26 protein-coding genes are annotated in these 25,418 nt (G+C 59.3%); all 26 read right to left on the bottom strand.

The window, feature by feature from the left end; all coding sequences use genetic code 11:
• Window positions 1-108 precede the first annotated feature (108 nt).
• On the bottom strand, window positions 109-1,878 hold the full coding sequence (rpoD, locus tag ACYQ2T_RS07415; protein WP_404844805.1) for an RNA polymerase sigma factor RpoD: 1,770 nt from the start codon (window positions 1,876-1,878) through the stop codon (window positions 109-111).
• Window positions 1,865-3,613, bottom strand: coding sequence for a DNA primase (gene dnaG / locus ACYQ2T_RS07410; protein ID WP_459899675.1), 1,749 nt, complete (start codon window positions 3,611-3,613; stop codon window positions 1,865-1,867). The genes rpoD and dnaG overlap by 14 nt, the downstream gene beginning before the upstream one ends.
• A gap of 111 nt (window positions 3,614-3,724) precedes the next feature.
• The gene (locus ACYQ2T_RS07405; protein ID WP_459899673.1) at window positions 3,725-6,025 is read right to left on the bottom strand and encodes an endonuclease MutS2; all 2,301 of its coding nucleotides are present in this window, start codon (window positions 6,023-6,025) and stop codon (window positions 3,725-3,727) included.
• 31 nt (window positions 6,026-6,056) lie between these two features.
• Window positions 6,057-6,506: a GatB/YqeY domain-containing protein gene (locus ACYQ2T_RS07400; RefSeq protein WP_404844802.1), complete on the bottom strand. Its 450-nt coding sequence runs from the start codon at window positions 6,504-6,506 to the stop codon at window positions 6,057-6,059.
• Between the two features lie 161 nt (window positions 6,507-6,667).
• Window positions 6,668-6,868: a 30S ribosomal protein S21 gene (rpsU, locus tag ACYQ2T_RS07395; RefSeq protein WP_404844801.1), complete on the bottom strand. Its 201-nt coding sequence runs from the start codon at window positions 6,866-6,868 to the stop codon at window positions 6,668-6,670.
• A gap of 218 nt (window positions 6,869-7,086) precedes the next feature.
• The gene (locus ACYQ2T_RS07390; protein ID WP_404844800.1) at window positions 7,087-7,275 is read right to left on the bottom strand and encodes a hypothetical protein; all 189 of its coding nucleotides are present in this window, start codon (window positions 7,273-7,275) and stop codon (window positions 7,087-7,089) included.
• 19 nt (window positions 7,276-7,294) lie between these two features.
• A complete protein-coding gene (locus ACYQ2T_RS07385) occupies window positions 7,295-7,567 on the bottom strand; it encodes an HU family DNA-binding protein (RefSeq protein WP_404844799.1) in 273 nt (90 codons plus the stop codon).
• Between the two features lie 304 nt (window positions 7,568-7,871).
• Window positions 7,872-8,681 carry a 16S rRNA (adenine(1518)-N(6)/adenine(1519)-N(6))-dimethyltransferase RsmA gene (rsmA, locus tag ACYQ2T_RS07380; RefSeq protein WP_459899669.1) on the bottom strand — a complete coding sequence of 270 codons (810 nt, stop codon included), beginning with the start codon at window positions 8,679-8,681 and terminating at the stop codon, window positions 7,872-7,874.
• Between the two features lie 78 nt (window positions 8,682-8,759).
• Window positions 8,760-10,235 (bottom strand): alpha,alpha-trehalose-phosphate synthase (UDP-forming), encoded by a 1,476-nt coding sequence (locus ACYQ2T_RS07375; RefSeq protein WP_459899667.1) that lies wholly within the window; start codon window positions 10,233-10,235, stop codon window positions 8,760-8,762.
• 151 nt (window positions 10,236-10,386) lie between these two features.
• A complete protein-coding gene (otsB, locus tag ACYQ2T_RS07370) occupies window positions 10,387-11,169 on the bottom strand; it encodes a trehalose-phosphatase (RefSeq protein ID WP_459899665.1) in 783 nt (260 codons plus the stop codon).
• Between the two features lie 171 nt (window positions 11,170-11,340).
• A complete protein-coding gene (locus ACYQ2T_RS07365; protein WP_459899663.1) occupies window positions 11,341-11,850 on the bottom strand; it encodes a DUF2062 domain-containing protein in 510 nt (169 codons plus the stop codon).
• Between the two features lie 37 nt (window positions 11,851-11,887).
• Window positions 11,888-13,939, bottom strand: coding sequence for an elongation factor G (fusA, locus tag ACYQ2T_RS07360; protein ID WP_459899662.1), 2,052 nt, complete (start codon window positions 13,937-13,939; stop codon window positions 11,888-11,890).
• Window positions 13,940-13,998: 59 nt separating this feature from the next.
• Entirely contained in the window at window positions 13,999-14,880 is an 882-nt protein-coding gene (locus ACYQ2T_RS07355; RefSeq protein WP_459899660.1) for a hypothetical protein, read from the bottom strand.
• 89 nt (window positions 14,881-14,969) lie between these two features.
• Entirely contained in the window at window positions 14,970-15,698 is a 729-nt protein-coding gene (locus ACYQ2T_RS07350; protein ID WP_459899659.1) for an outer membrane protein assembly factor BamD, read from the bottom strand.
• Between the two features lie 218 nt (window positions 15,699-15,916).
• A complete protein-coding gene (trxA, locus tag ACYQ2T_RS07345; protein WP_404844790.1) occupies window positions 15,917-16,234 on the bottom strand; it encodes a thioredoxin in 318 nt (105 codons plus the stop codon).
• Between the two features lie 180 nt (window positions 16,235-16,414).
• A complete protein-coding gene (gene tsaD, locus ACYQ2T_RS07340) occupies window positions 16,415-17,515 on the bottom strand; it encodes a tRNA (adenosine(37)-N6)-threonylcarbamoyltransferase complex transferase subunit TsaD (protein ID WP_459899658.1) in 1,101 nt (366 codons plus the stop codon).
• Window positions 17,512-18,534 carry a class 1 fructose-bisphosphatase gene (gene fbp / locus ACYQ2T_RS07335; RefSeq protein WP_459899656.1) on the bottom strand — a complete coding sequence of 341 codons (1,023 nt, stop codon included), beginning with the start codon at window positions 18,532-18,534 and terminating at the stop codon, window positions 17,512-17,514. Before fbp ends, tsaD begins: the two co-directional genes overlap by 4 nt.
• Before the next feature lie 193 nt (window positions 18,535-18,727).
• Window positions 18,728-19,528 (bottom strand): hypothetical protein, encoded by an 801-nt coding sequence (locus ACYQ2T_RS07330; protein WP_459899654.1) that lies wholly within the window; start codon window positions 19,526-19,528, stop codon window positions 18,728-18,730.
• A 174-nt stretch (window positions 19,529-19,702) separates the two neighbouring features.
• Window positions 19,703-20,617 carry a tetratricopeptide repeat protein gene (locus ACYQ2T_RS07325; protein ID WP_459899653.1) on the bottom strand — a complete coding sequence of 305 codons (915 nt, stop codon included), beginning with the start codon at window positions 20,615-20,617 and terminating at the stop codon, window positions 19,703-19,705.
• Complete coding sequence (locus ACYQ2T_RS07320) at window positions 20,601-20,972, bottom strand: FtsB family cell division protein (RefSeq protein ID WP_459899651.1); 372 nt, start codon at window positions 20,970-20,972, stop codon at window positions 20,601-20,603. The genes ACYQ2T_RS07325 and ACYQ2T_RS07320 overlap by 17 nt, the downstream gene beginning before the upstream one ends.
• Window positions 20,941-21,216 carry a hypothetical protein gene (locus tag ACYQ2T_RS07315; RefSeq protein ID WP_404844784.1) on the bottom strand — a complete coding sequence of 92 codons (276 nt, stop codon included), beginning with the start codon at window positions 21,214-21,216 and terminating at the stop codon, window positions 20,941-20,943. Before ACYQ2T_RS07315 ends, ACYQ2T_RS07320 begins: the two co-directional genes overlap by 32 nt.
• Before the next feature lie 20 nt (window positions 21,217-21,236).
• The gene (locus tag ACYQ2T_RS07310) at window positions 21,237-21,872 is read right to left on the bottom strand and encodes a zinc-ribbon domain-containing protein (RefSeq protein WP_459899650.1); all 636 of its coding nucleotides are present in this window, start codon (window positions 21,870-21,872) and stop codon (window positions 21,237-21,239) included.
• A gap of 34 nt (window positions 21,873-21,906) precedes the next feature.
• Window positions 21,907-23,070, bottom strand: a complete 1,164-nt coding sequence (locus ACYQ2T_RS07305; protein ID WP_459899648.1) for a type IV pilus twitching motility protein PilT — start codon at window positions 23,068-23,070, stop codon at window positions 21,907-21,909.
• Between the two features lie 13 nt (window positions 23,071-23,083).
• On the bottom strand, window positions 23,084-24,166 hold the full coding sequence (locus tag ACYQ2T_RS07300; RefSeq protein ID WP_404844781.1) for a type IV pilus twitching motility protein PilT: 1,083 nt from the start codon (window positions 24,164-24,166) through the stop codon (window positions 23,084-23,086).
• Window positions 24,167-24,234: 68 nt separating this feature from the next.
• Entirely contained in the window at window positions 24,235-24,795 is a 561-nt protein-coding gene (pgsA, locus tag ACYQ2T_RS07295; protein ID WP_404844780.1) for a CDP-diacylglycerol--glycerol-3-phosphate 3-phosphatidyltransferase, read from the bottom strand.
• On the bottom strand, window positions 24,795-25,379 hold the full coding sequence (locus ACYQ2T_RS07290; protein WP_459899645.1) for a lytic transglycosylase domain-containing protein: 585 nt from the start codon (window positions 25,377-25,379) through the stop codon (window positions 24,795-24,797). The genes pgsA and ACYQ2T_RS07290 overlap by 1 nt, the downstream gene beginning before the upstream one ends.
• Window positions 25,380-25,418: the final 39 nt, after the last annotated feature.

Genomic DNA, 25,418 nt, shown 5'->3' with positions numbered 1-25,418 from the left:
AATACTCCAGGCGCATCAATGCGTCAAAAAGCGCCCTGCCCTGCCAAACGAAAACGGCCCGCATGGTAAGCCATGCGGGCCGCGATGTCTGAGCAGGGAGGCGTAAGGCTAGTTTTCGTAGTACGACCTCAGCTGGGCACTCCTCACGGGGTGGCGCAGTTTGCGCAGTGCCTTTGCTTCAATCTGACGAATACGCTCTCGCGTGACGTTAAAGAGCTTGCCGACCTCTTCGAGGGTGTGGTCGCTCTTCTCGCCGATGCCAAAGCGCTTGCGCAGCACCTGTTCCTCGCGGGGGGTCAGGTCGGACAGCACTCCGGCAATCTGTTCGCCGAGCTTGGTATTGACCACTTCCTCTGCGGGTGCGGCGGCCTTTTTGTCTTCGATAAAATCTCCAAGGCTCGAATCCTCTTCGTCGCCGATGGGCGTTTCGAGGGAGATGGGTTCCTTGGCGATTTTGAGCACCTTCTTCACCTTGTCCAGCGGGTAGTCCATGCGCTCGGCGATTTCTTCCGGCGTTGGGTCGCGTCCCAGCTCCTGCACAAGGTAGCGCGAGGTGCGGATAAGTTTGTTGATAGTCTCTATCATATGCACGGGGATACGAATCGTGCGGGCCTGGTCCGCAATGGCGCGGGTAATGGCCTGACGAATCCACCACGTGGCGTAGGTCGAGAACTTGTAGCCGCGCTGGTACTCGAACTTGTCCACGGCCTTCATGAGGCCGATGTTGCCTTCCTGAATCAGGTCCAGGAACTGGAGGCCACGGTTCGTGTACTTTTTGGCGATGGACACGACAAGGCGCAGGTTTGCGCGGATAAGCTCCTGCTTGGCGCGGTAGGCCATGCGGTTGCCGTGTTTGATGCGCCACAGCACTTCTTCGAGGTCGTGCACCTGATGGCAGCACTTGTCCTCAAGGCGCTTGAGGATTTCAATCTTGCCGGAGATGATTTCCTTAAAGGAGAACATCTCCTCCACGGTGAGTCCCAGCTCGCCAGCGGCGACCACGGGGTTAATCTCGCGGGCGTCGAGCTGGTCGAACAGGTCGCGGATTTCCTGCGTGGGCTTACCGGTGGACAGCAGGTAGGCGGAAAGGTCGCGCTGACAGTTGTGCATCTGGCGCACGTAGTCGTTCACACGCTCGATGATGCCGTCGATAAGCGTCTTTTCGAGCTTGATGTCACGCAGCCTGTTAACGATGTTTTCCTTGTAGTCCAAAATCTCCTGCTGGAGATCGACCACTTTCTTTTCCGTGGTGGCGCACTCGTCCTGCTTGATGTACAGGTCGCGCTTGTCGATGTAGATTTCCCCGATTTCGTTGAGGAGGTGAATAACGCGCTGGCGCTGGTTCATCTCGTCTTCGCTGGGGTCGTCTTCCTCGATGGTCTTCACGACGTCCTTAAGCTTGACGCTGCCGTCCTCAAGGTCCTCACCGATGGAGACCAGTTCTTCGATGGCGACGGGCACTTCGACAAGGGCGTACAAGACGTCCAGCTCGCCCTCTTCGATCTTTTTGGCGATGTCCACTTCGCCGTCGCGGTCGAGCAGGGACACTGCGCCCATCTCGCGCAGGTACATACGCACGGGGTCCGTGCTGCGCGAGGCGTAGTCCGTAGAGCTTTCCTCGCTCTCGGCCAGTTCCAGACCGGAGTCGTCGTCACTGCTCTCCTGCGCATTGGCCAAGCGGATTTCGTCGCCTTCCTTTTCGGTGTCGACGATGGCGATGTCCATCTGCTCGAAGATGCCGATGACTTCTTCGATCTGATCCGGCTTGTTGATTTCGGAGGGCAGCGCCTTGCTGACTTCATCAAAGGTCAGAAAGCCCTTTTTCTTGCCCTGCGCGATCAACGCCTTGATCTGCTGGATTTCCTTAATGTTGCTCATCTAGCCTCCCTAAGATCTCCTGCTGCAACTGCAACAGCCGCTGCACTTCGGCGTGGTCGCCATTCATTTGCGCCCGTCGCAAGGCGTCGATGGTGAACCGCTTTTGGCAGTTCAGCTGGACGCGCGAAAGATGCTCGCACACATCGCACCACTCTTTGTCCACTTGCTCTTCGCTGTCTGGTCCATCGAGGTTGCATTCCACCCAATACCGCTTTTCCGGTTCCGTAAGCAACGCAAAGATATCGGCATCCGGATGGGTAACCATCTTCCCCCACAGACCATTGGCGAAGGGGGTTGAAAGAGCTTCCCCCATGCCCCTTGATTCCAGCTCCCGCACAAAGCGGGGGTTGCGTACGGCAAACCGCATGAGCTGGCGGTCAAGCTTTTCTCCCCGTGTGGACTGAGCGGTCCGGCGTGGCTGGTTTCCACCACCAGAACCCGCACCGCCTGAGGCGGCAGCCGCTTCCCGCGTGCTGGCCTGCAGACGTTTTCGTAAATCCTGTTCGTTTAGTCCTATATTGAGGGCCACCTCGGAAATCAGCGAGGATTTCCACTCCGGGTTTTTCAGCCCGCTCAGGAATTTGTGGACCCAGTCCACCATTTCCCGTGTTGAGGTGCGCCCAACGGTTCTCAGACAGAACTTGAGTCCGTCCTCTGCCGACTCCATAAGCTGCGCGAACGCGTCCGCCCCTTGCGTCTGCAGCAGGCTGTCCACGTCCTCGCCATCGGGCAGAAGGACTACGCGACACTTGAGCCCCTGTTCAAGAATCATCTCGCTGGAGCGCAGTGCCGCCTTGCGCCCTGCACCGTCGCCGTCAAAGACAAGGTACAGGTCAGAGCAGAAGCCACCAAGGCGCCGCACCTGATGCGGGGTCAGCGCCGTTCCCAGCACGCCGCAGGCATTGGTAAAGCCATACTGGTGCAGGGACAGAACGTCCGTATAGCCCTCCGTGAGTAGCGCGGTCTTCTTATGCGCTATGGTCCGGCGGGCCTGAAACAAGCCGTAGAGGTGGTCGCCCTTCACATAGATGGGCGATTCGCTGCTGTTGAGGTATTTCGGGTCGTTGCCTGTGAGCGTTCGCGCGCCAAAGGCAATAACCTGACCTGAAAGGTTATGTATGGGGAACATGAGCCGGCCGCGAAACCGGTCGTAAACATTGCCCCGTTCGTTCTTTACCAGCAAGCCTGCGGCTGCCGCGCGGTCCGGGGCAAAGCCCCGTGTGCGCAGGTGCTTTTCCAGCGCGTGCCAGTCGTCCAAGCTGTATCCCAGCCCAAACGCCGAAACCACTTCCGGCGAAAGCCCGCGTGAGACGATGTAGTCCCGCGCAATCTTGCCCGAAGGCGCGTCCAGATTCGCACGAAAAAACTCACCGGCCAGCGAGTGCATCTTGATGCTGTCGCTGCGCGCGCGTCGTCTGGCGTCCGCCTCCGGATCCGGCTTAACGGTGGCCAGCTCCACGCCGAGTTCCTCGGCAAGCTGCGTCAGCCCTTCACGGAAGTCCAGCCCGTTGATCTGACAGTAGAAATCTATCACATCACCGGAAGCTCGGCATCCAAAACAATAAAAATATCCGTCTGGATGCACCGTGAAGGACGGTTTGGTTTCCTGATGGAACGGACATGGAGCCATCCAACGTCCACCAGCGCGCTTGAGGTCCACATATCTGCGGACCAGCTCGACAATGTCGAGCCGCGACTTGATGGCTGCAATCACTCCAGAATCGAACTTTGCCATGCCCTTTCCTGAATGTTCTGCCACTCCCGGCTTCGGCGGCACTTGCGCCGCGCCCCGAGCGCAACACGTTCAGGGCGCTAGGGCGCCACATGCCCCGTCAGGCGGGACTCGCTATTTCAACTCCACAATGGTCATCCCATCGCCGCCCTGATCCTCTGGGGCCAGAGCAAAATGGTCGACCGGGGGAAAAGTCCGTAAAAAGTCGTGCACTTCGCGGCGCAGTGCGCCGGTTCCGCGCCCATGGATAATCTCCAGCCGATTCTGGCCGGACAGCACCGCGTTGTCCAAGTAGCGCGCCACCTCGGCCACAGCGTCATCCGCGCGCATGCCGCGCAGGTCCACCGTCAGGGCCGTAGGCGCCGAGGGCGCCACACTGCCGCCGGATGCGGCCTTGGGCTTCTCGGCATTTTTGGTGGCCGGTGCCAGCTCGGAGAATTTGACCCACACGGACACGCCGCCCATGTCGATCTTGACGCGCTTTTTCCTGTCGTCCTTCTCCTGCGCCACACCGCTCTTGCCCCAGGAGCCGTACACGTAGGACTCGCCTACCTCGACGTCCTCCCACTGGAACTGCTTGGGCTGCTCCGCCGTGGCGGATGCGGCCCCGCTTCCGGCGAGCTTTTTACGCTCCTCGGCCAGCTTTTTGCGGGCTTCCTTGTGACCGATGCGGCCGTCGCGCCATTCCTTCAGAACGGTCTGGGCCTGCGCCTGAATCTCATCGATAAGGGCGCGCTTTTCGCGCTCGAACCGCTCGTTGAAGCGCACGCGCTTGTCGTGGAGCTTCTTGCGTTCGGCTTCAAGGCCTTCCAATTCTTCAGCGCGGGACACGGCCAGCGCGTTCAGGCGCTCCACAATCTTGGAGGTGTCCGAACCGTCCAGCAACAGGTACTGTTCGGCGCGCTCCAGAATCTCTGCGGGCAGACCGTGCTCCTTGGCCACATCCAGCGCCTGACTGGCGCCCACCTGGTCATAGGCAAGGCGGTACAGGGGCTTTTTGGTCTGCGGATGAAAGAGCACCGACGCGGCGCGCACGCGCTCCTTACTCAGGGCGTAGGCCTTAAGCGCCGGGAAGTGCGTTGCCACACCAAGCCACGCGTCACGGTCCAGGATGGAGTCCACAACCGCCTGCGCAAGGGCCGCGCCCTGGCTCGGGTCGGTTCCGGCTCCAAACTCATCCATAATCACGAGTGTGCGAGAGTCAACTGCACCAAAGGCGCTGGACAGATGTTTTATCTGCGCCGTAAAGGTGGACAGCGAGTTTTCAATGCTCTGCTCATCGCCAAGTACAACGAAAACTTTATCCCACGCCGGAACGCAACTGCCCTCGGCGGCACTCACCGGCAAACCAGACAGCGCCATCAGCGCGCACAGGCCAAGGGTCTTGAGGCACACCGTTTTGCCGCCCGCGTTGCCGCCGCTGACCACCAGCGCCTGCTGGCCGTCCTCAAGCTCCAAATCAACGGGCACGGCGCTGCCGCTCTTCATAAGCAGCGGATGCCGCACATCGCGCAGACGCAGCGGGCTGTCCTCGCCAATTTCAATGGTGCGCCCGCCATACTCGCCCGCAAAGGCGGCCTTGGCGCACAGCATATCGCACATCACCACAAAGCCGTAGCTTGCCTGAAGCGCGTCAAACTCCTGCCGCGCAAGGTCCGTCAGATAACGAAAAACCTTACGCTCGGCTTCGCGCTCCTCCTGCTTGAGGTCCTGCAACTCGTTGTTGAGGTCCACAAGGAAAAGCGGCTCGCAGTAGCAGGTTTCCCCGGTCTGCGAGTAGTCGTGAATGATGCCGCGCACGCGTCCCTTGGCGTTCGCCTTCAGGGGCACCACGTAACGGTCGGACGAAATGGTAACATAGTCGTCCTGCAGAAAATGCGACAGCCCTTCGCCCTCTATGAAGTCCTTCACGCGCTTGGAGCAGCGGTTGTGGACGGAGCGAATCTCCTGACGCACGGAAAACAGCTCCGGCGACGCTTCGTCGCGGAGGTTGCCGTCGCGCCCGAGGCAACGCTTCAGGGCGGCGTGCAGCTTTTGCGGCCAGTCTGTTCCCGCCTTCTCGGCAAGAAGGGGGAAGCGTTCTTCGTCGGCCTCGGCGAGGCTCTCACGGGTTTCCTTCACCACGCCCAGCACATCGGCCAGCGCCCACAGGGCGTCCAAATCCAGAAGCGCCGTGGGGCGTTCCAGATACGCAAAAAGCCCATCAAGGGAAGGAAAACCGCGAAGCCTGAAGCGCGTTTCCGCACTCCAGGCCAGCCACTGCCTCATGACTTCGAGTTCCTGCGCAAGGGCAGTTTTATCCGCAAAGGGGCGGATGCCCTTCACGCTCTCGGCGCCGGGCTCGGATACGCAGTATCCGGCAACCAACGCCAGGACCTTGGGGAACTCAAGAAGCTGATATGTTCGAGAATCCATATGGTTCTAGTATTACTCTCGTGGCAAAAAATCAGGAATTAAGCTTGGAGCGGACAAGCGCGGACAGAGCCTTGCCGTCAATGCGGCCCTTGTAGGCGGCCGTGATGGCCCCCATCACCTTGCCCATATCCTGCATGCCTGCGGCACCGGTTTTGGCAATGGTTTCGTCGACGATGGCGGCGACTTCTTCCTCGGTGAGGGGCTCGGGCAGGTAGTCTTTCAGGATGGCCATCTCGCGGGCTTCCTGCTCGGCGAGTTCGGTACGGCCAGCCTGAGTGTACTGGTCCACGGACTCCTGACGCTGCTTGACCTGCTTGGTCACCAGGTCGAGCACTTCGCCTTCTTCCGGCTCGCGCTGGAGTTCTACCTGCTTGTTCTTTACGGCGGTCTTGAGCATCCGCAGAACCGACACGCGGTCCGTGTCCTTGGCCTTGTATGCGGCAATGAAGTCAGATTCGATTCGCTTGATGAGACTGCTCATGACATTCGGCTCCGTTGCGGTACCCTTTCGGACCCGCACTGCAAAGGATGGATAAACGGAAATGCGGGGCGGCGTCACCGCCGCCCCGCATAACTGTAAAGGGATCGGTCATGGTGCCCGCCTTACGGCAGACTGCTAGCGACCTTCACGGTATGAAGGGCTTAGCCCATGTTCATTTTGCGCATCTTCTTGAGGAGCCTTTTGCGAGCGGCAGCCATCTTCTTCTTGCGCTGCACGCTGGGCTTCTCGTAATGCTGGCGCTTCTTCATTTCGGACAGAATGCCGGCCTTTTCGACCTGCTTCTTGAAGCGTCGCAGAGCGATATCGAAGTTTTCAGTATCTTCGAGGGTTACTCCGGGCACGTAAATCACCTCCCCTTGGGTGCACGGACATGTGCCGTGCCAATGTAAAGACGACTTCTTTAGGTCATATTTACCCAAAGGGCAAGAAAAAATCTAGGGAAAAAGGGATTCTCACCTCTCCTCCACTCGCGGGCGTGGGCGGAAAAAGCGCTGAAAAAACAACAGCCCAGTACGCACTAGGCGCACCGGGCTGCTTCGTTCGTCGAGAGACCGGAGGACTAATGCGAATTAGCGCCGGACTTCGGGTTGGCGACAGTATCGATGTAGGCTTTCACAGCGGCGTAGCCAAGGGCGAGACCGAGGATGCCCAGAACCAGATACAAGGTTCCGAAAAATACAACATGGTCGGGGGCCCACCAGGGGAGATCCCAGGGCAGGGCGCTGTGAAGAGTTTCTCCGTGAATCATAACTGTCCTCCCTTAAGACTTATTTTACGGCGTCTTTCAGGAGCTTGCCAGGACGGAACTTAACAACCTTGGAAGAGGGAATCTCAATCTGTGCGCCGGTGCGGGGGTTGCGACCGGTGCGAGCCTTGCGCTCCTCAACCACAAAAGTGCCAAAGCCGGTCAGGGTCAGCTTGCCGTCTTTCACCAGCGTTGCTTCCACCGTATCCAGAAAAGCATTCAGGGAACGCTCAGCGTTGGCTTTGGTGATGTTGGCCTTCTCAGCGATTTTTACAACCAGATCAGCCTTCGTCATCAGTCCATTCCTCCTCATAGTAGTTAGTCTCTATCTCCCCAAAAACAACTTCCTATCACCATGTCTGCTTTCGACGGTGGGCCGTACGTTTGACGCGGCATCCTTTGCGCGTCGATGCGAGACTAGTGCAGCCTAATTGGGCGATGCGTTACACGCTTTTCTTGCCCCTTAAAGCATACAGGCGTTTATGTCCAGTAGTTATCAGGTTTTACCTGCTGCCTTTCGGGGGGCGTATATGGGCGGAGTCCGCATGGGGCTTTGCCTTACCGCCGCATTGAACATTGGCAACAGATTCTCAATCATGTCAAGCCATAAAATGAGTTTTTGTGAGAACTGACAAGGCCTGAAAGTGGTTTGGCGTCAAATCCTCGGGCCGAACTTTGGCGGAAAGGCCCTGCTGGCGGAACCATTCGTCCACTTCATCATTCCACAATGATTTCAATATCTTACCGACCTGCTTGCGCCTGTTCTGAAAACACAGCTTCACAAGGCCGGACAAGGCCCGTGGGTCAAAATGGCCCGGGTTCTCATGTGGGGTAAAGGACAGCACCGCGGATTCAACTTTTGGCCGCGGAATGAACACGTTGGGGCTGACAGTGAACTCGTAGCGCGGCTTCACAAAGCTCTGCACCCATACCGTCAGCGCGCCATAGGCACGCCCTCCGGCCTCGGCAACGAGGCGCTGCCCTACTTCCTTCTGGATCATGAACACGGCGCGTGTGACGGCGCGGCCACGGCTAAACAGCTCCCACATGAGCGGCGAGGCGATGTTGTACGGCAGATTGCCCACCACCTTCCACGAGGCATCAGAGGGCAGCCCTTCCCAGCGGATGGACAGCGCGTCCGCCGCCAACGGCTCAACGCCGGGACACTTGTCGCGCAGCTCCATGGCAAGCTCCAGGTCGCGCTCCACCGCGGCGTACAGCGCCGGATTGGCGTCAGCGATGTGCACGGACAGTGCGCAGTGTCCGGGGCCGATTTCAATGACCTTGTCCTGCGGCTCAATGCGCAGGGTCTCTACGATTTTTCTGGCGATGTTGGCATCGTGCAGGAAATTCTGGCCGAAGCGCTTCTTGGCGTAGCGCCCGTATGCTGGATTCTGAATCTTTTTCACGCTGTTCTACTCAGTTGTGGCGCGCACGCCGGATGCGAAAGGCTGGCGGGCAACGGGGCCGGCGCGCAGGGCTCCGGCTCATTCCTCGCTTGTATGGTAGTCCACGACCTCCTGCGGCGGAAAATCGTCCAGATGCTTGCCGAACGCCGCCTTGAGGAATGAATCAACCCACCAGTAGATGTCGAACTTACGAATCGTGGTTTGCATCTTGTGCATCCGGGAGCGCCTCTCGTCAAGGCTCATGTGATAGCCCCGGTAAATCGCGTCGGCCACGCCCTCCACGTCGTGCGGATTCACAAGGAGCGCCCCGCGCTGCAACTGCGCCGCCGCCCCCGCAAACTCGGAAAGCACCAAAACGCCGTCGCCAGTGACGTTGCAGGCGCAGTACTCCTTGGCCACAAGGTTCATCCCGTCGCGCAGGGGCGTGACCAGCGCGACCTTGGACGTCCGGTAGTAGGCCACCAGCTCATTGCGGTCGAGACTCCGGAAAATGTAATACACCGGCACCCATCCCGGCTCCGAAAACTCGCCGTTAATCTCGCTGACAAGGCTTTCGATGCGCCGCTTCATGTTCTGATATTCCGGCACCTTTTCACGGCTTGGCACCACCACCTGAACAAGGGATATCTTTTCGCGCAGCTCGGGATACTTGGTCAGCAGCACCCGCATGGCCTCAAGGCGCTCGGGGATGCCCTTGCTGTAGTCGAGGCGGTCCGCGCCCAGCACCAAATCGCGCCGCCGAAAGGCATCATGCACCTGATCGCCCAGCTCTGCGGCGGCGCGGGTGCGCGCCTGACTGGAAAAGTCCTTATAATCAATACTAATGGGGAAATACCCGGCCTTAATCACGCGCCCCTCGCCGCGAATCTGCACCACAGGGCCACGCCCGGAAGGCTTGTAGCCTTTGCACAGCGTGGTCACGCACTGCAAAAAATTGCGGCGGTCGCGAAAGGTCTGAAAGCCCACAAGGTCAAAGTCGAGCAATGCCCGGATGACCTGATGCCGCCATGGCAGCTTCAGGAAGATATCCAGCGGGGGGAAAGGAATGTGCAGGAAGAAGCCCGTCTGGCGCGTTTCGCCCTTCTCCTTCAGGCGCGAGGCGACGTGCATAAGGTGGTAGTCGTGCACCCACACGTAGTCATCCGGCGTGGAGACCTGGGCGATAACGTCGGCGAACTTTCCGTTCACATCGTAGTAGCTTTTGAAATATTCGGGGGCAAAATTGCAGCGGGACTGCACATCATGAAACAGCGGCCAGATGACTTCGTTGGAGAAGCCCTGATAGAAGCCCTGCACGTCATCTTCGGTCAGGTTGACTCCGTGCAGGGTGTAGCCTGCCTTCTTGGAATATTCCGCAAGATAGGGACCAAGGTCGACATCGCTGCCCGCTCCGGGCCAGCCGATCCAGTCCCCGCCCCTGTTGCGTAAAACAGGGGCCATTGCTGTGACCAAACCGCCCTTGCCCGATTCGATTTCCCAGTCGTCGCCATCGCGCTTGAGGGATATGGGCAAACGGTTTGAAACCACAAGCAAGCGAACTGCATTTTTTGGCATTGAACACCTTGGGAAGAGATTGCACAACGGGCGGGAATTACACCCGCCCCAAAAATCACTTCATTTTGTACAGAATACACTCCACAAATGCAAGGAATTCAAGAAAAAGACAACGCCAGCCCTTCCAACAGCCCAGCATCTGCCATCGTCATTACAGTGTGTTATCGACGGCGCTCAAGAAGGCCAACACTTCCTCCGGCGGCCGCAGAACCCATATTGCAAGGCTTGGACGGTCCTCGGCCTGCACTAAAATGCCAATCCCCTGTCCGGTAATGGCGGCGAAAGCGTCCTCGTCCGTGGCGTCGTCGCCAAGGTAGAACACCACATCATCGTCGCCGGTCTCCTCCAAGATGGAGAGTACGGCGGTATCCTTGGTGAATCCGGGGGACCGCACTTCCGCGCCCCCGTCAAAGGTGGCGAAAGTCAGCCCGCCGCCATCGGCCAAGCTCTGCCAATGGTTCGACACCCACGCAAATGCCTCCTCCTGCACATCTTCATCCAGGCTCCGCAGATGAAAGGCCACGCACCCCGGCTTCACTTCAAGATTGTCCACGTACCCGGCCTCGCGCGCCATAGTCTCCGCCCGCTTCAGGGCGGTTTCAGCCCCCGGCGCAATATCAAACAGCTGCCGCTCGCCACTTGGGAGCAAGCGCTCGCCGCCGTGGCTGCCCCACACCTCAGGCTGATGTGGCAGCCCCAGCAGACGCACAAGGTCATCGCAGGAGCGGCCCGTCACAAAGACCACCCGGCAGTGGGAATTCTCCATCAGGCGTTCCACCACCTCGCGCACGCCATCATAGGGCACGGCTTTCGCGGGGTCGGGGACAAAGGGGGCCAGCGTTCCGTCATAATCCAAAATAAGTACGCAGCGCCGCGCCTTGCTCAGGTCGCTCCAGAACTCCTCATCGCCTTGAATAACGGACCAGCGTTTCACAAACCTTCCTCCGGAAAGAGACTGTGGAGACACTTCTGCGAGTATGCCTGAAAAAAACATGACATTTCAAGTGGCAATACCACTTCGCCCCCGCACTCCCCTTCCGCGCGGCGCGCACAAAAAAAGCCCCGGACGTTCCGGGGCTTTACTGTGGGGCAAAAATGGCGCGGTTTATTTGGCCTTACGGCCAAGGCGCTTCCGCAGCAGCCGGAGCATCCGGCGCTTTCTGTAGCCCACCACCATGCGGCGGGTAATGAAATAGGTGGCAATGGACGCGGGGATGCCAAGCAGCAGCCCACCCGTCACCATCATGGCGAACAGTTCCCAACCTGCGGCGATGAGCTGACTCATCTCCAGATGCTTGGGGTCGAAACCCGGCCCGTCAAAGGGCAGAACCCAGCGCCCAACCAGATACAGGCCGTAATAGAAAAACGGCAGATCAATGGGGTTTGATATCCACGTGCCGAGGGCGGCGGCGATTTTGTTTCCCTTGAAGATAAACGCAAGGGTCAGCACCGCTACGGTCTGGAATGGCACAATGGGCATAAAGCCGATGAAGATGCCAAGCGCAAGACCGAGGGCGATGCAATGCGGCGTCGCCCCAAGGCGCATAATGCGCAAGTAGGAATAGCGGATCCAGCGCCGCAGCCGGACCCACCTTGAAACAAGCTCTGTATGCATATGTTTTCAGATAGAAATCCAGAAACTGGAGTTGCACTCACCCAAGGACGTCAAACCGGGAGAACTGCATCATCAGCCCCCCGCGTCCCTGTGTGACTGACCGAAGTTGCGTGGAAAACCCAAAAAGTTGCCGCAGAGGCGTCAGGGCTTGGACAATCTTTTGTCCATTCATATCGTACATGTTGTCGATCTTTGCCCCCTTGGTCCCAAGAAGGCCGATGACATCGCCCACGAAGTCGTCCGGAACGTTGACCTCTACCTGCATAATGGGTTCAAGAAGCTGCGGGCTGGCGCCACGCAAGGCTTCCTTAACTGCCGAGACGGCCGCCATGTGATATCCAACTGCGCTGGATTTGCCTTCCTCACGGCGCAATTCATCGATTGTCACCCGGACGTCCTGAACTGGATACCCTCTCAGCACCCCACTTTGCAAGCTATCTTCGATGCCCTCGGCCACAGAATCCAGCCACTGGTCGGGCCATTCCTCGGTGCCAAAGCCAAACCGCACGCTGCGGCCTTCGCCGCGCCCAAGTGGCTCCACGGTCAGGGCGACGTAGCCATAATGCGTGTCGTCGCCGAGTTCCCTGTCGAAAACGCCCTCTGCGGACGCCTTCTGCCCTGCGGTTTCCTGATACACCACCTGCGGATTGCCCACGCGCGGCTCAACGTGGAATTCGCGGCGCACGCGCTCCAGCACAACCTCAAGGTGCAACTCGCCCATGCCGGACAGCACGCGCTGCTCTGTGTCCTCGTCAGTGGTCAGGGCAAGGGTGGGGTCCTCCAGCAGGAGCTTCTCCAGCACCTCGTCCAGCTTCTCCGCCTCGTCGCTGTTGCGCGGCTCCAGCGCAAGGGAAATAACAGGCTTATAGCCCTCAATATGCTCAAGGATGACGGGCGTATCCTGCATGCACAGCGTGTCGCCCGTGCGGGCAAACTTCATGCCCGACGCGGCAACAATTTCACCGGCCACAGCGCGGTCCACCTTTTCCTTGTGCCCCGCGTGCAGGGTAAAGAGGCGCGCCACGCGCTCCTCCTTCTTCTGGGTGGCGTTGTAGACCACCTGCCCGGCCTCAATCTCGCCGGAATAGATGCGCATGAGCACCAGCTTGCGCCCCGTTTCCAGGGAGACCTTGAAGGCCAAAGCCGCCAGCGGCTCCTTGATGGAGGGCATAATGTCGATGCGCTTTCTGGTGCGCGCATCGGTAGCCTGCTGGCGCGCCACGTCCTCGGGGCTGGGGAGCAAGGCGCAGATGCCGTCAAGAAGCGGCTGCACGCCCACATTCCGCAGGGCGGAGCCGGTGTACACGGGCACCACCTGCAAATCCAACGTCAGCTGGCGCACGGCATCAAGGACCATCCCGCGCGGGACATCTTCGCCGCCAAGGTACAGCTCCATCAGGTCGTCGCTCACCTCGGACGCGGCATCAAAGAGGCTCTCCCGCCACGGGGTCGCCAGTTCGCGCTGCTCGTCAGTGAGGTCAAAGGACTCAAAGGAACCGCCATGGCTTGCCTCGTCAAAGACAAGGTACGTCATGTCGATGAGGTCAATCACGCCTGTAAATTCCTGCCCCGCGCCAACGGGAATCTGGAGCGGGAGCGGCGTCACGCGGAGCTTGTCGCGCATGGAATCGAGCACGGCCTCAAAGTCCGCGCCGATGCGGTCCATCTTGTTGATGAAGGCGAGCTTGGGAACCTTGTAGCGCTCGGACTGCCGCCACACTGTCTCGGACTGCGGCTCCACGCCGCCGACGGCGCAGAAGACGCCGACGGCACCATCCAACACACGCAGGGCGCGCTCCACCTCAATGGTAAAGTCCACGTGGCCGGGGGTGTCGATAACATTGATGGTCTTGTCGCCCCACTTGCATGTGGTGCAGGCGGAGCCAATGGTAATGCCGCGTTCCTGCTCCTCGGGCATGAAGTCCATGGTCGCGGTGCCGTCGTGCACCTCGCCCATGCGATGTATCCTGCCGCTGTAATAGAGGATGCGCTCGGTCAGCGTCGTCTTTCCGGCGTCAATGTGGGCAATGATGCCGATGTTGCGCAGAGACTGGATATACCCTTTGGGAATCGCGGTTTTCTTTGCCATTGATCCTTTCCTGTACAAGTCGGGGGCTGATTGAGAATCCACTGTGTTCTAAGGGAGTTTTACGCGGAAATACCACCCAATGCCAAGCCTGAAACGCTGAAAAAATCGCACGTCACACCGGGCCACGCCCAAACGCCCTCCTGCCCAGGACCAAAAGCCCGGCCCGCAAGCTCCGCCACGTCCGCAAAAAGGGACTCCGGCACATAGACGGCGTCGTAACCGGCGGCCTCAAATTCCTCCAGCGTGCCTGTATGGGCATCGCAGCCAGCCTGCGCGTGCGGGGCATTCCAGACATCTACCTGCGCGCCGGGATGCGCCCAGAGAATGGTCTCGGTGTCCCACTCGGGGGCGTCCTCACTATACCACACGCCAAGGCGCATCGCCTGCGGCAGCGTCAGCACCTGCGCGCAGCGCGCCTCGCCCTGCGCCGCCCCGCACACGGCAACGCGTTCGTCCCGGTTGCCAAGGACAACCACAGCGCCGCGCCCGGAGGCATTCAAATGCGCGATGACGCAGCACGCCTCGTCCACGCTCACGGCAAAAACATTCTCCATGCCGCACAGTTCCATACCCGCCAGCACGGCGTCCGCATCAGCGCCGCCCTCGCCAAGGCGCAGTGCCAAAACGGTCCGCGCGCCGGAAACCACAGCCGGAAGCGCCGCCGCCACAGCCTGCGGTCCGGACTGCACGCCCGCGCCAAGGACCACCACGGCAAAATCCGGAGCACTGGCTCCCTTTACGCTGGTGAACCCGCTGCGCCACGCGGCGCGCGACGTGGCGCGCGTCTGGGCGCTGGGCGCATCCATGGCGTACTGCTGGGCGATGAGTTTTTTCATCCACGCCCGGCGCTCGCCGCCCTGTCCGTCGTAGGCGCTTGCAAAATTGGCGTCGTCCACGCGGCGCTCTTCCAACCAGTCCGGAACCATCTGCACATCGGTCATGCTTCTCTCCTAAAAAAAAGGCCCGGCCGACGCGTCGGCGTCTGTCCGGGCCTCAAAAAGAAAACGGCCCTGCGAGGGGCCGCTTTATTCTACAACCATTTAAACCATTTTTTCCAACTGCCCTGCGCTTCTTCCCGCACGTCCTCGGACGAATCCTTTTGGAAGCGGAGGTAAGCGAGCTTGGAACGCTCGGCGGCGTAGTCAACAACCTTAGGCAGGTCGGGGAAATTCTTCGCGATAGATTCATAGCGCTGCCACGCGGCGCGGTAGCGCTCCGTGCGCCAGTAGAAGTCGGCGACGTAAATTTCATGGTCGGCCATGTACTGGCGGCATCCCTTGATGTAGGCCGTGGCTTCCTTGGCGTATTTGGTATCGGGGTAGCTTTCGCGCACGCGCTCAAAGTACTCAATGGCCTGAGAAACATGCTCCAGCGGCTTATCAATAGAAGAGAACTGGTTGTACCGGCTCTTGCCAATCTGGAAGAGCACGTAGGGGATCTCCTCGTGACGGGGGTGCAGCGCCTCGAATTCGATATAGGCGTCTGCAGCGGCCTCGTACTGCTCGTCCATGTAGTAGGCGTCACCAAGGGCCAGCTCGGCGGACGGCGTGTAGGGGCTGAAGGGGTACCTGTCGCGCAGCTTGCCAAAGTAGCCTGCGGCGTCCGCATATTCCTTGGTATGCATGGCGTCGCGGCCTGCCTCGTACAGCTCCTGCGCCGTATCTTCCGGCGGCTCAATGAAATAGGAGTCGATATAGCCACAGCCCGTAATGACAACGGCCATGGAAATAGCCGCAAAGAGGCGAAATACTTTCTTCATGTGTCCTGTTTCCGGATTCTCGGTGATCTCACGCCACGGCGTAGGCCGGGCAGTACTTGGATGACGGTGCGCGCGGCAAGAGCCTTGCACATCCAGTCACGGTACCTACAGGAGCTTACAGCACGCGGTCAAGCCCCGGCGCATCCCCATAGGAAAAAAGGGCGGACGGCGCACCGCCAATCCACCCTTTGTTGACACAGGCTTTTTTAAAAAAGCCACTAAATCTTAGAGCTGATCATTTCCTTGATGCTGCTCTTGGAGACAGCGCCGGTCACCTGCTCCACCACTTCGCCGCCCTTGAACAGGATAAGCGTGGGGATGGCGCGGATGCCGTACTTGCTGGGCGTGCCGGAGTTCTCGTCGACGTTCATCTTCACGACTTTGATCTTGCCGGCGTACTCTTCGGCCAGTTCGTCCACCACAGGACCCATGGCTCGACAAGGACCGCACCAGGGAGCCCAGAAATCGACCAGAACGGGCACGTCGTTCTTCAACACTTCAGATTCAAAATTGCCGTCAGTCACTTGCGAAGCCATATCGTACTCCTTTTCTTTTCAAGGTGGTGGCATTGATTGTGTTCCACCCTGCTCCTCGGTCATGCAGCCCATAGCCTTTATGGCTTTCCCACGACAGCACACCGGATAGCGGAGCGATGCAGTCTTTGACAGTAAGTTCACGGGTGGAGCCTGTCAAGACATCGCAACCTACCATAGCGGTCAGTCCTCTTCAACTATCCGCTGATAATCCCAAGGAATCGCCCGGCCACGGGGTATGGCCTCAAGGTCAAGATCATGCTTCCAGCCCGCCTGCGCCACCTTCTCGCCCGCAAGCGCAATCATTGCGCCGTTGTCGGTGCACAGCCGCAGGGGCGGCAAAACGCAGGTCAGGCCATGGCTTTCGGCAAGTTCTGTCATAACGCGGCGGATAACGCTGTTGGCCGCCACGCCGCCCGCCACCACAAGGCTTGTGACGCCCTGCTCCTTCACGGCATTAAGCGCGCGGTCCACCTTAATGCGCAGCGCATCGGCAATGCACCAGTTGAAGGAGGCGCACACCTCGGCGAACTCGTCCAGCACGCCGGCCTTGGCCAGCAAGTCTTCCACATCCTGTCCCGCTTCGGGCATATGCGGCAGACGCAAATGCGGATGCGCGGCCACATAGTTGACCACAGCGGTCTTTACGCCGCTGAAGCTGAAGTCGAGATTGTCGTTATTAACGTAAGGGCGCGGGAACATGGACTTGTCCGGCGTGGCGCGCTGGCCGATGACGTCAATAAACTTGCCGCCGGGGTAAGGGAAATTGAAGGTCTTGGCGGCCTTGTCAAAGGCCTCGCCCGCGGCGTCGTCAAGGGTGCGGCCCTGCACCTCAAAGTCGAGGGGGGAGCGGATGAGATAGGTCTGCGTATGGCCGCCGGACACAAGCAGGCCCAGCGCGGGATACGTGATGTCCATCTCAAGAGCGGGAGCCGTCAGGTGCGCCCACAGGTGATTCACACCCACAAGGCGCGCGCCCGTGGCAAGGGCCAGCCCCTTGGCAAAGGACAGGCCGACCAGCAAACTGCCGAGCAGTCCCGGCCCACGTGCAACGGCGATGTTGTCGATATCATCCAGCCCGACTCCGGCCGCAGCCAGCAAGTCATCCAGCAGCGGGGCCAGCACACGCAAATGCTCGCGCGAGGCCAGCTCGGGCACCACTCCGCCAAAGAGCGCATGCGCGTCAATCTGGGTGGCAATGCGCTCAGCAACAAGACGGCCATCGGCAACAAGTGCCATGGCCGTCTCATCACATGATGTCTCAATGCCAAGCGTCAGGCTCACTTCTGCTCCTGATGCTTGGTGTAGATTTCCGCCACCTTCTCCACGTCGTTGCGGGAGCCGATGAACAGCGGCACACGCTGGTGGAGTTCCGTGGGCTGGTAATCGAGGATGCGCTGGGTGCCGTCGGTCGCCAGACCACCGGCCTGCTCCACAAGGAAGGCCATGGGCGCGGCTTCGCACAACAGGCGCAGCTTGCCGCCCTTGCTGCCATCGTCAAGGGTGCGGGCGGGATACATAAAGATGCCGCCGTACAGCAGATTCCTATGGAAGTCCGCCACAAGGGAACCGATGTAGCGCGAGGAATACGGCTGGCCAAGGTTATTGGTGGTGCTCTTGAAATGGGCGAGCACTTCCTTGGTGGCCGGGTCCCACGAGTTCCAGTAGGCCTCGTTCACGGAGTAAATCTTGCCCTGATCGGGGATCTTCATGTCCTCGTGCGAGAGCAGGAATTCGCCGACGCTGGGGTCCAGCGTAAAGCCGTGCACGCCTTCGCCCGTGGTGTACACCATCATGGTGGACGAGCCATAGATGAAGTAGCCGGAACAGATCTGCTTATCGCAGGACTGGAGCACCTCGCGCATGGAGGGCTTGTCGCCGGTTTTCTTCAGCGGGCGGCGGTAGATGGAGAAGATGGTACCGATGGAGACGTTGACGTCAATGTTCGATGAGCCGTCCAGCGGATCAAAGATCAAAATGTAGTCACCGCGCGGCAGATCTCCAGAGATATGGATAAGATCGCCGTTTTCCTCGGATGCCATGGCGCACAGCACGCCGGAACGGCGCATGCGGTGGATAAGCACATTGTTGGCGAATTCGTCCAACTTGCGGACCTTTTCGCCCTGCACGTTGGTATCGCCCGTAAAGCCGAGGACATCCACAAGCCCTGCCTTTGTGACTTCTCGGGAGATGATCTTGGCCGACAGAATGAGTTCGTTAATCAGACTGGTAAAGCGCCCTGTCGCCATCGGCGTCTTTTTCTGATGCAAAAGCAGATGTTCGGTAACCGTTACCTGACTCATCGCAAGTCCTCCTACAGGAGTCGGTCGAGAAAGAGCGGCTCACAGATCATAAATAGCATTAAAATCACATTCATGGCAAAGTTTTACATGCCTTTTCCGGCCCGCATGGCCCGAAAAAGCGAAGGCCGAACGCCCAAACAGCGCTCGGCCCTACAGCAGAATATATTCCGCCGCACTGCCTTGCCGCAGAAAACTACAACACGTTCCAGAAACTGCCGGAATCGCTGACGGAACCCTCAGGGGCGCGCACAGCGTACACGATTTGCTTGTTGCCGATGTAGCGGCTCATCCAATCGTACTCGCGGCTGTCAATGGTAATGGTGCCCGCACTCTGCTGGGCGAGCATCTCGTCCCAAGGCCTGTCGAACAGCGCCTCGGCAGTGGCCTTGTTCTCACCCTCCCAGAGCATCTGCTCGGGCGTGAAGACCACCAACTCACCGGGCTGCGGACAAAAATTGATGACGCTGCGCATGTCAAAATGCACGGCGACAATACCGGCAAGGTCGTTGCCCTTGAACAGGGCGGTGCCCATGTACATTTCGGGACCAAGGGGGGTCTTGTCAATGAAGACCCGCAACTCGCGGTCGCGCAGGGCGTCGCCGTCCTCAAGCAGAGGGGCGATGTTCAGCGGCTTCATCGCGGCGTCGGGGCGGCGGAGGATAACATCACCGTCGAGCATGCTCGCGGCAACACCGTTCACCCAGGAATACTCGGAGAACAGCCCGTCAATCCACTTTTCACCGGGCAGACGGTCCTGCCGGTTTACGTAGATGGACAGCGACTCCAGTTGCGTATCCACAGGGGAGAACAACGCGGCCATACGCTCCTCGCGGGAGTCGTAGTCTCTCTGCTCAAGGTCCACCTGCGGGTCAACGTTGATATATTCCTTGTAGTATTCCTTGGTCGATTTCCATGTGCCTTGGAGCGTTTCACACCCCTGCAGCATAAAGGTCGCGGCCAGAACCGCGCATGTCAGCGCGAGCTTGCGTTTCAAAATCCAACCCCTTGTAATCGTCGTCAATGCATGCGGGCAGACTGCCCACATGTTGCCTTTGGGTGGTGTGACAGAAGATGCGCCTTTGGGCAAGCGCTATCTCTCCATAAAGGTCAAGCGGCAATGAGCCGCCGCCCCTTTCGGAGACGGCGGCGCAAGCCTTTTTGGAACATTTTAATGGGTCGCCCGGGCTTCAAGTCGCTCGGCCAGCGCTTCCAGCGTGCCAAGCAGCTTCTCCTTGCCGGGGAGTTCCGCCGGGGGCATCTGCTCCTCGGCGGATGCGCCCTTGGACGGGCCCTTGCGGATGCGCTTTTTCAGCCCGGCGATGGTGTCCTCTATCTCCGCCCGGTCCGTCTCGTCGTCGCAGACGGTGAGCAGTTCCTGATAGATTTCCACCGCGCCGCGGTAGTCGCCCTGCTCCGCCAGCAGATTCGCCATGGTGCGGGTCCGCAGGGTGGCTTCCTCCTGCGTTTCGTCCTCGCGCGGTTCCACCACGGACGGGCGGGGGCTGACCTGCGGCGGCGCCACACTGCCCTCGGTATCCGCAGCGGCGGCAAGCGTCTCGGCCACTATCGTGGCCTCGGGCAGACCTGCGGCTTCGGCCTCGGCAACGACATCAACGTCGTCGTCAAAGTCCTCGCCGTCTGCGTCCTGCGCTTCTTCGCGCGGGGCGGCTGTACCTGGCTGGGCATACAGAGAATCCAGACCGCGCTCAATGACCTGCGACCAGGAAATGCTGTTGCCCTGAAAATCCGCCGCAAGAAAGGACAACGCCAGCGCGGAGTCCTTGGTGCGCGATGCGCCGCTTTCGGCCCATGCCTTCCAGAACGCTGGATACGCGGACAGAACGGACGTCAGGGTCTCTACCTCGCCGGTGGTTTCATTGCTGCGGCCAAGGGCACTCAGCACTTCCACCAGCAGGAAACGGGCTTCAAGGTGTTCGGGATTGCGCTCCAAACCGCCCTTCAGGGTGGCGGCCGCCTCCTCAAGCTGTCCATCCTCAAAGTACAGACGGGCGAGAGGGAAGAAGACCTTGGACGCTGGTTCCAGTTCCAGCACTTCCTTGAACCATTTAATCTTGGTCTGCATCGATGGCGGCTCCTGGGTGCGTGTCAGGCGTATCGGATTGCGAATCCGGGAAGACGTAGACGATTTCGTCTCTTTCCAGATAGTTCATTCTCTTGCGAAGTGTATCCTTCAGGTAGTCGCGGTCAGACTTCAGCAGGCGGATTTCCCGCGACAGGTCGCGGGCGCGCTGCTCGGCCTCGGCAAGTCGCCGGGTCATCTGCTCGTGGTCTTCACGCAGTTCACGATAGGCTATAAGCCCTTGGTCGCCCACAAGCAGGCGATATCCAAGGGTTAAATTGAGCAGGATGAGTATGACAAGAAAAATTCGTCTCACTGCGCCGGGATCATTGCACCAGCTTCGGACGTTCTTCCTCATGGGAAGCCAGCCCGAGCGGCCCTCTCAGTTCTTCAAGGAAGTTGGCAGTAGCCCGCTCTATGCGACGCACGTCCTCTTCCTCAACGTCCACCTGATCGATGCGTTTCATAAAGGCCTTGAGCTGACTGAACTCATCCAGCAGCACATGACCAAGCTCCAGGCGCTCAAGGTCCTGTTCCAGCTCGATGATGGTTTCCAGGCAGTTCATCAGCCGTGTTTGCAAAATGGAAGTCTTGGAATCCATGGTTTTCCGTCAGGTTGAGGTCAGCTCCCGACGCCTTGCGCCGCTTTGTTGAACAATTCGTAATACAGCTCATAACCCTGAATGGCACTTTCTAGCAACTCCGGAGCGTTCTCTCCGTCGCTGGTGTTCATATAGAAATTCGCCCCATTGCGAAAGGCCAAATTCTGGTCAAGGCTCTTGGCCTCTGTGCCAAGGAGGATGAGATTCGTTTCGCGGCGCTTGTGGCCCGGCCACATGGCAACCTCGTCACGCAGGCGGCGCGAGCCGTCAAAATCTTCAAGGATAAGGACAGCGTAACTGTTCAGGCGCAATTTGGCTATGGCCTCCAGCTCGTCATCCGCGCCCCCGGCAAAGTAGCCTTTTTGCTCCAGCCACGCCTTGGCGGCGCTCTTCCAGCCGCCGTCCTGCACAAAAATAAACGCCGCTTCGGTGCCGGGCGGAATGATGTCCGGCTCCACAGCGGGCAGGTTCAACTCCGGCTTTGGCGGGGCCGAAACCTTTTTGGCCGGAGCCTCGCGCCGCTCCGTAGCGGGCGCCCCTTCCACGAGAATCTTGTTCGCGCAGTGGGGGCACTTGACGTTAAACCGGCCACTGGCCGGGATCTTCTCATCCGGAATATTCAGCACATTCTGGCATGACGAGCAGGTCACCTGCATAGCCGCCTCCCTGAAGCGCCGCAAAAGCGGCGGGCTACTCCTTGCCGTAATCGTTGTCAATCTCCAAGCCGGAGATATCCGTCACCTGATCACCGCGCAAGGTCTTAATCCTATCAAGCCGCTGCATCAACGCGGACTTGTCGGATGCATAGATGGTCGCCGTATCCTCGCTGATTTTTCCCTCCTCAAAGAGCCGGGCCAGACATTGGTCAAATGTCATCATGCCGAAGGTCTCGGAGGTTTCCAGCACGTTGTAGAACGTCTTCTCCGGCGTTTCGCCGTTGACGACGATGTCCTTGATGCGCAGGTTGTTGCGCAGGATTTCAAAGGCCGCCACGCGCCCGCCGCCCTCCTTGGGGCACAGGCGCTGGGAGACGACGAACTTCACACTTTCACCAAGGCGCTGGCGCACAAGGTGCTCTTCGGACGGCTCAAACATGCCGATGATGCGGTTAATGGTCTGCCCCGTGTCGGACGTATGCAGCGTGCCAAGGACAAGATGCCCCGTCTCAGCCGCCTGCATGGCGATTTCGATGGTTTCGTTATCGCGGATTTCGCCGACGAGGATGACCTTGGGCGCTTGGCGCAGCGCCGCGCGAAGCCCCGAGGCGAAACTGTCGAAGTCCTGCCCCATTTCGCGCTGGTTCACGGTCCCCATCTTGTGCGGGTGGACGAATTCAACAGGGTCTTCAAGGGTGAGGATATGGACAGGGAATTGGGCGTTAATGGAATCGATAAGCGCGGCAAGGGTGGTTGATTTACCACTGCCCGTGGAGCCGGTAACGAGGATGAGGCCAAATTTCTCCAGCGCCATCTCCTCAAAGATGCCCGGCAGTCCCAGCTTTTCAAATGTCGGCACGTCCGTGGACAACTGGCGCATCACGATGGACAGCGAACCGCGCTGGCTGAAAATATTCACCCTAAACCGCGCGCGGCCCAAAAGTTCATAGGACAAATCGCACGAGCCGTGCTGGACAAGGTCGTCATAGACGCGCTGGTTGCGCCCCATCATACAAAAGGCGCAGGATTCGGTCTGGTTTGGCGACAGCGCCCCAAGGCCGGGGTCCAGTTCCACATCGGTCAATTTGCCGTGCACCTCGGCCTGCAGCGGCTTGCCCGCCACAAAAAAGATGTCCGAGGTATCGGGATTGGCGTCCAGCACCTGCCCGATGACATGATCCAATTGCGAACGCAGCATGACAGCCCCTCCGTCAGCCTTCGGTGAAGTCGTTCGGGTCCTTTGTCAGGTACTGCTTGAACTTGCTCTTCTCCACCGCCTTTTCGTAGGCATCGTTGGGGTCGATCATGCCCTTCTGGAGCAGACGCAGGATTTCGTCGTCAAGCGTCTGCATGCCGTAGCGTTTGCCGGTCTCGATGACGGAGTTGAGCTGGAAGGTCTTGTTCTCGCGGATGAGGTTGCGCACGGACGGGATGCCGATGAGGATTTCCAACGCGGCCACGCGGCCCTTGGTATCCACGCGCTTGAACAGGTTCTGCGCCACCACGGCGCGCAGTGCCTCGGACAGTCCGGCGCGAATCTGCGCCTGCAGGTCGCCGGGGAACACCTCGATAATACGGTCCACGGTCTTTGCCGCCGAGATGGTATGCAAGGTGGAAAACACCAAGTGGCCAGTCTCTGCCGCCTCAAGGGCCAGCTGGATGGTCTCCAGGTCGCGCATTTCGCCAACGAGGATGACGTCCGGGTCCTCACGGAGCGCGCCGCGCAGGGCGGCGGAGAAGCTCTTGGTGTCGCGCCCGAGTTCACGCTGGTTGATAAGGCTCTGGTTGGGAGTGTGGACGAACTCGATAGGGTCTTCGATGGTCAGGATGTGCTGGCGGCGCATCCTGTTGCAGTAGTCCACCATCGCGGCGAGGGTGGTGGACTTACCGCTGCCGGTCGGGCCGGTTACAAGGACAAGCCCCTTGGGGAGCAAGCAGAGGCTGCGGAGCACCTCCGGCAGGGCAAGGTCTTCGATGGTCAGAATCTTCTGCGGAATTTCGCGGAAGACGCCTGCGATGCCTCGGGATTGGTTGAAGAAGTTCACCCTGTAGCGGGCGAGGTTCGGGACCTCGTAGGCGAAGTCGATATCGCCTGTTTCCTCAAATTCCTTCACCTTGGCTTCCGGGGTGATTTCAAACAGGAGCTTTTTGAGTTCATCATGCTCAAGCACCTTGTATTTCACCCGTTCCAGCTCACCATGCAGTCGAATGATGGGCTGGCTGCCACTGGAGAGATGGAGGTCCGACGCCCCCATCTCATGCATCATCTTAAAGAACGCATCAATCTGAGCCATACGGCACCCCCGCAGTTAACGCACTGCATTTATGGCACAACACAATGCTATGCCACAACCCCATGGCACTAGGCCTCACGCTCTTCATCTAACCAGTTCTTATAGAATTTGTACAGGTAATTCCCGCCAGAGAACACTGTGAGCACAAGCGCGATGTAGAGGAAGAAGGTGCCGATGCCGACCGGATCAAAGCCAAACCATTCAAAATGCAACAGCAAAGGACACAGTGCCAGAATCTGAATAACGGTTTTCAGCTTGCCGTACTTGTCCGCCGCAAGGACCATACCCATGTCCGACGCCACGGCGCGAAGGCCCGTCACCGTCGTTTCGCGGGCAACAATGATGATAACCACCCACGCGGGCACCCAGCCCAGCTCCACCAGCATAATCAATACGGAGCCGACCAGAATCTTGTCCGCAAGCGGATCGAGAAATTTGCCGAAATTGGTCACCATGCCCAGACGGCGCGCCACAAGGCCGTCGAACAGGTCCGTCAGGGATGCGATGATGAAGACCAGCATGGCCAACAGACAGGTCATCTTGGTGGGAAAATACAACAGGAGAACGATTACGGGTACACCAAGAATGCGCGCAAGGGTGAGCTTGTTCGCCAAGTTGAGCTCGATCATTAGGGTTTGCCGCCTTTGAGTCGTTTATAGATGGAAAGTACTTTTTGGACGTATTGCCGGGTTTCGGGGAAAGGGGGGATGCCGTCGTATCGCTCGACCTGCTTGGGACCGGCGTTGTACGCGGCAAGAGCAAGCGCGTTGTCGCCAAAGCGGCGCAGCTGCTCCTTAAGGTACTTCACCCCGGCCTCGATGTTGTCTTCCATGTCGAAAGGCTTTTTGAGGCCAAGGTCCTTGCCTGTCGCGGGCATGATTTGCATAAGCCCCTGAGCGCCCTTGTGCGACACGGCGTCTGGTTCAAAATTCGACTCCACCTCGATGACTGCGGCGACGAGGTTGGAATCCACCCCGTGACGGCGGGACATGCGCTTCACCACGCGCATAATCTCGTCACGGCTCTTATCCGGAAAATTGCGGAACACCGCAAACACGCTGTACGCGGTCGAGGAGGGCCGGTTCGTAAAGTGGAACCCGCCCTCCTCGTCAACGTAATAATACATCTTGCCCGCGCGAGCATCCGTGGCGGACATCGCAAGTGATGCCGCCAGCATGACACCGGCTGTCGCTATGGCCAGGGGTCGGCGCATACGGCTCCCGCAGGCTAGAGGCCCGGACCGCGCCCTACG

Source organism: Desulfobaculum senezii (assembly GCF_054657395.1).
This window is presented reverse-complemented; position numbering and strand designations above follow the sequence as displayed.

Excerpts from the sequence above, each read along its gene's own strand:
- rpoD (WP_404844805.1), bottom strand. The coding sequence starts at position 1,878 with ATGAGCAACATTAAGGAAATCCAGCAGATCAAGGCGTTGATCGCGCAG.
- dnaG (WP_459899675.1), bottom strand. The coding sequence starts at position 3,613 with ATGGCAAAGTTCGATTCTGGAGTGATTGCAGCCATCAAGTCGCGGCTC.
- ACYQ2T_RS07405 (WP_459899673.1), bottom strand. The coding sequence starts at position 6,025 with ATGGATTCTCGAACATATCAGCTTCTTGAGTTCCCCAAGGTCCTGGCG.
- ACYQ2T_RS07400 (WP_404844802.1), bottom strand. The coding sequence starts at position 6,506 with ATGAGCAGTCTCATCAAGCGAATCGAATCTGACTTCATTGCCGCATAC.
- ACYQ2T_RS07390 (WP_404844800.1), bottom strand. The coding sequence starts at position 7,275 with ATGATTCACGGAGAAACTCTTCACAGCGCCCTGCCCTGGGATCTCCCC.
- ACYQ2T_RS07385 (WP_404844799.1), bottom strand. The coding sequence starts at position 7,567 with ATGACGAAGGCTGATCTGGTTGTAAAAATCGCTGAGAAGGCCAACATC.
- ACYQ2T_RS07375 (WP_459899667.1), bottom strand. The coding sequence starts at position 10,235 with ATGCCAAAAAATGCAGTTCGCTTGCTTGTGGTTTCAAACCGTTTGCCC.
- ACYQ2T_RS07365 (WP_459899663.1), bottom strand. The coding sequence starts at position 11,850 with ATGCATACAGAGCTTGTTTCAAGGTGGGTCCGGCTGCGGCGCTGGATC.
- fusA (WP_459899662.1), bottom strand. The coding sequence starts at position 13,939 with ATGGCAAAGAAAACCGCGATTCCCAAAGGGTATATCCAGTCTCTGCGC.
- ACYQ2T_RS07355 (WP_459899660.1), bottom strand. The coding sequence starts at position 14,880 with ATGACCGATGTGCAGATGGTTCCGGACTGGTTGGAAGAGCGCCGCGTG.
- ACYQ2T_RS07350 (WP_459899659.1), bottom strand. The coding sequence starts at position 15,698 with ATGAAGAAAGTATTTCGCCTCTTTGCGGCTATTTCCATGGCCGTTGTC.
- trxA (WP_404844790.1), bottom strand. The coding sequence starts at position 16,234 with ATGGCTTCGCAAGTGACTGACGGCAATTTTGAATCTGAAGTGTTGAAG.
- fbp (WP_459899656.1), bottom strand. The coding sequence starts at position 18,534 with ATGAGTCAGGTAACGGTTACCGAACATCTGCTTTTGCATCAGAAAAAG.
- ACYQ2T_RS07325 (WP_459899653.1), bottom strand. The coding sequence starts at position 20,617 with ATGCAGACCAAGATTAAATGGTTCAAGGAAGTGCTGGAACTGGAACCA.
- ACYQ2T_RS07320 (WP_459899651.1), bottom strand. The coding sequence starts at position 20,972 with ATGAGGAAGAACGTCCGAAGCTGGTGCAATGATCCCGGCGCAGTGAGA.
- ACYQ2T_RS07315 (WP_404844784.1), bottom strand. The coding sequence starts at position 21,216 with ATGGATTCCAAGACTTCCATTTTGCAAACACGGCTGATGAACTGCCTG.
- ACYQ2T_RS07310 (WP_459899650.1), bottom strand. The coding sequence starts at position 21,872 with ATGCAGGTGACCTGCTCGTCATGCCAGAATGTGCTGAATATTCCGGAT.
- ACYQ2T_RS07305 (WP_459899648.1), bottom strand. The coding sequence starts at position 23,070 with ATGCTGCGTTCGCAATTGGATCATGTCATCGGGCAGGTGCTGGACGCC.
- ACYQ2T_RS07300 (WP_404844781.1), bottom strand. The coding sequence starts at position 24,166 with ATGGCTCAGATTGATGCGTTCTTTAAGATGATGCATGAGATGGGGGCG.
- pgsA (WP_404844780.1), bottom strand. The coding sequence starts at position 24,795 with ATGATCGAGCTCAACTTGGCGAACAAGCTCACCCTTGCGCGCATTCTT.
- ACYQ2T_RS07290 (WP_459899645.1), bottom strand. The coding sequence starts at position 25,379 with ATGCGCCGACCCCTGGCCATAGCGACAGCCGGTGTCATGCTGGCGGCA.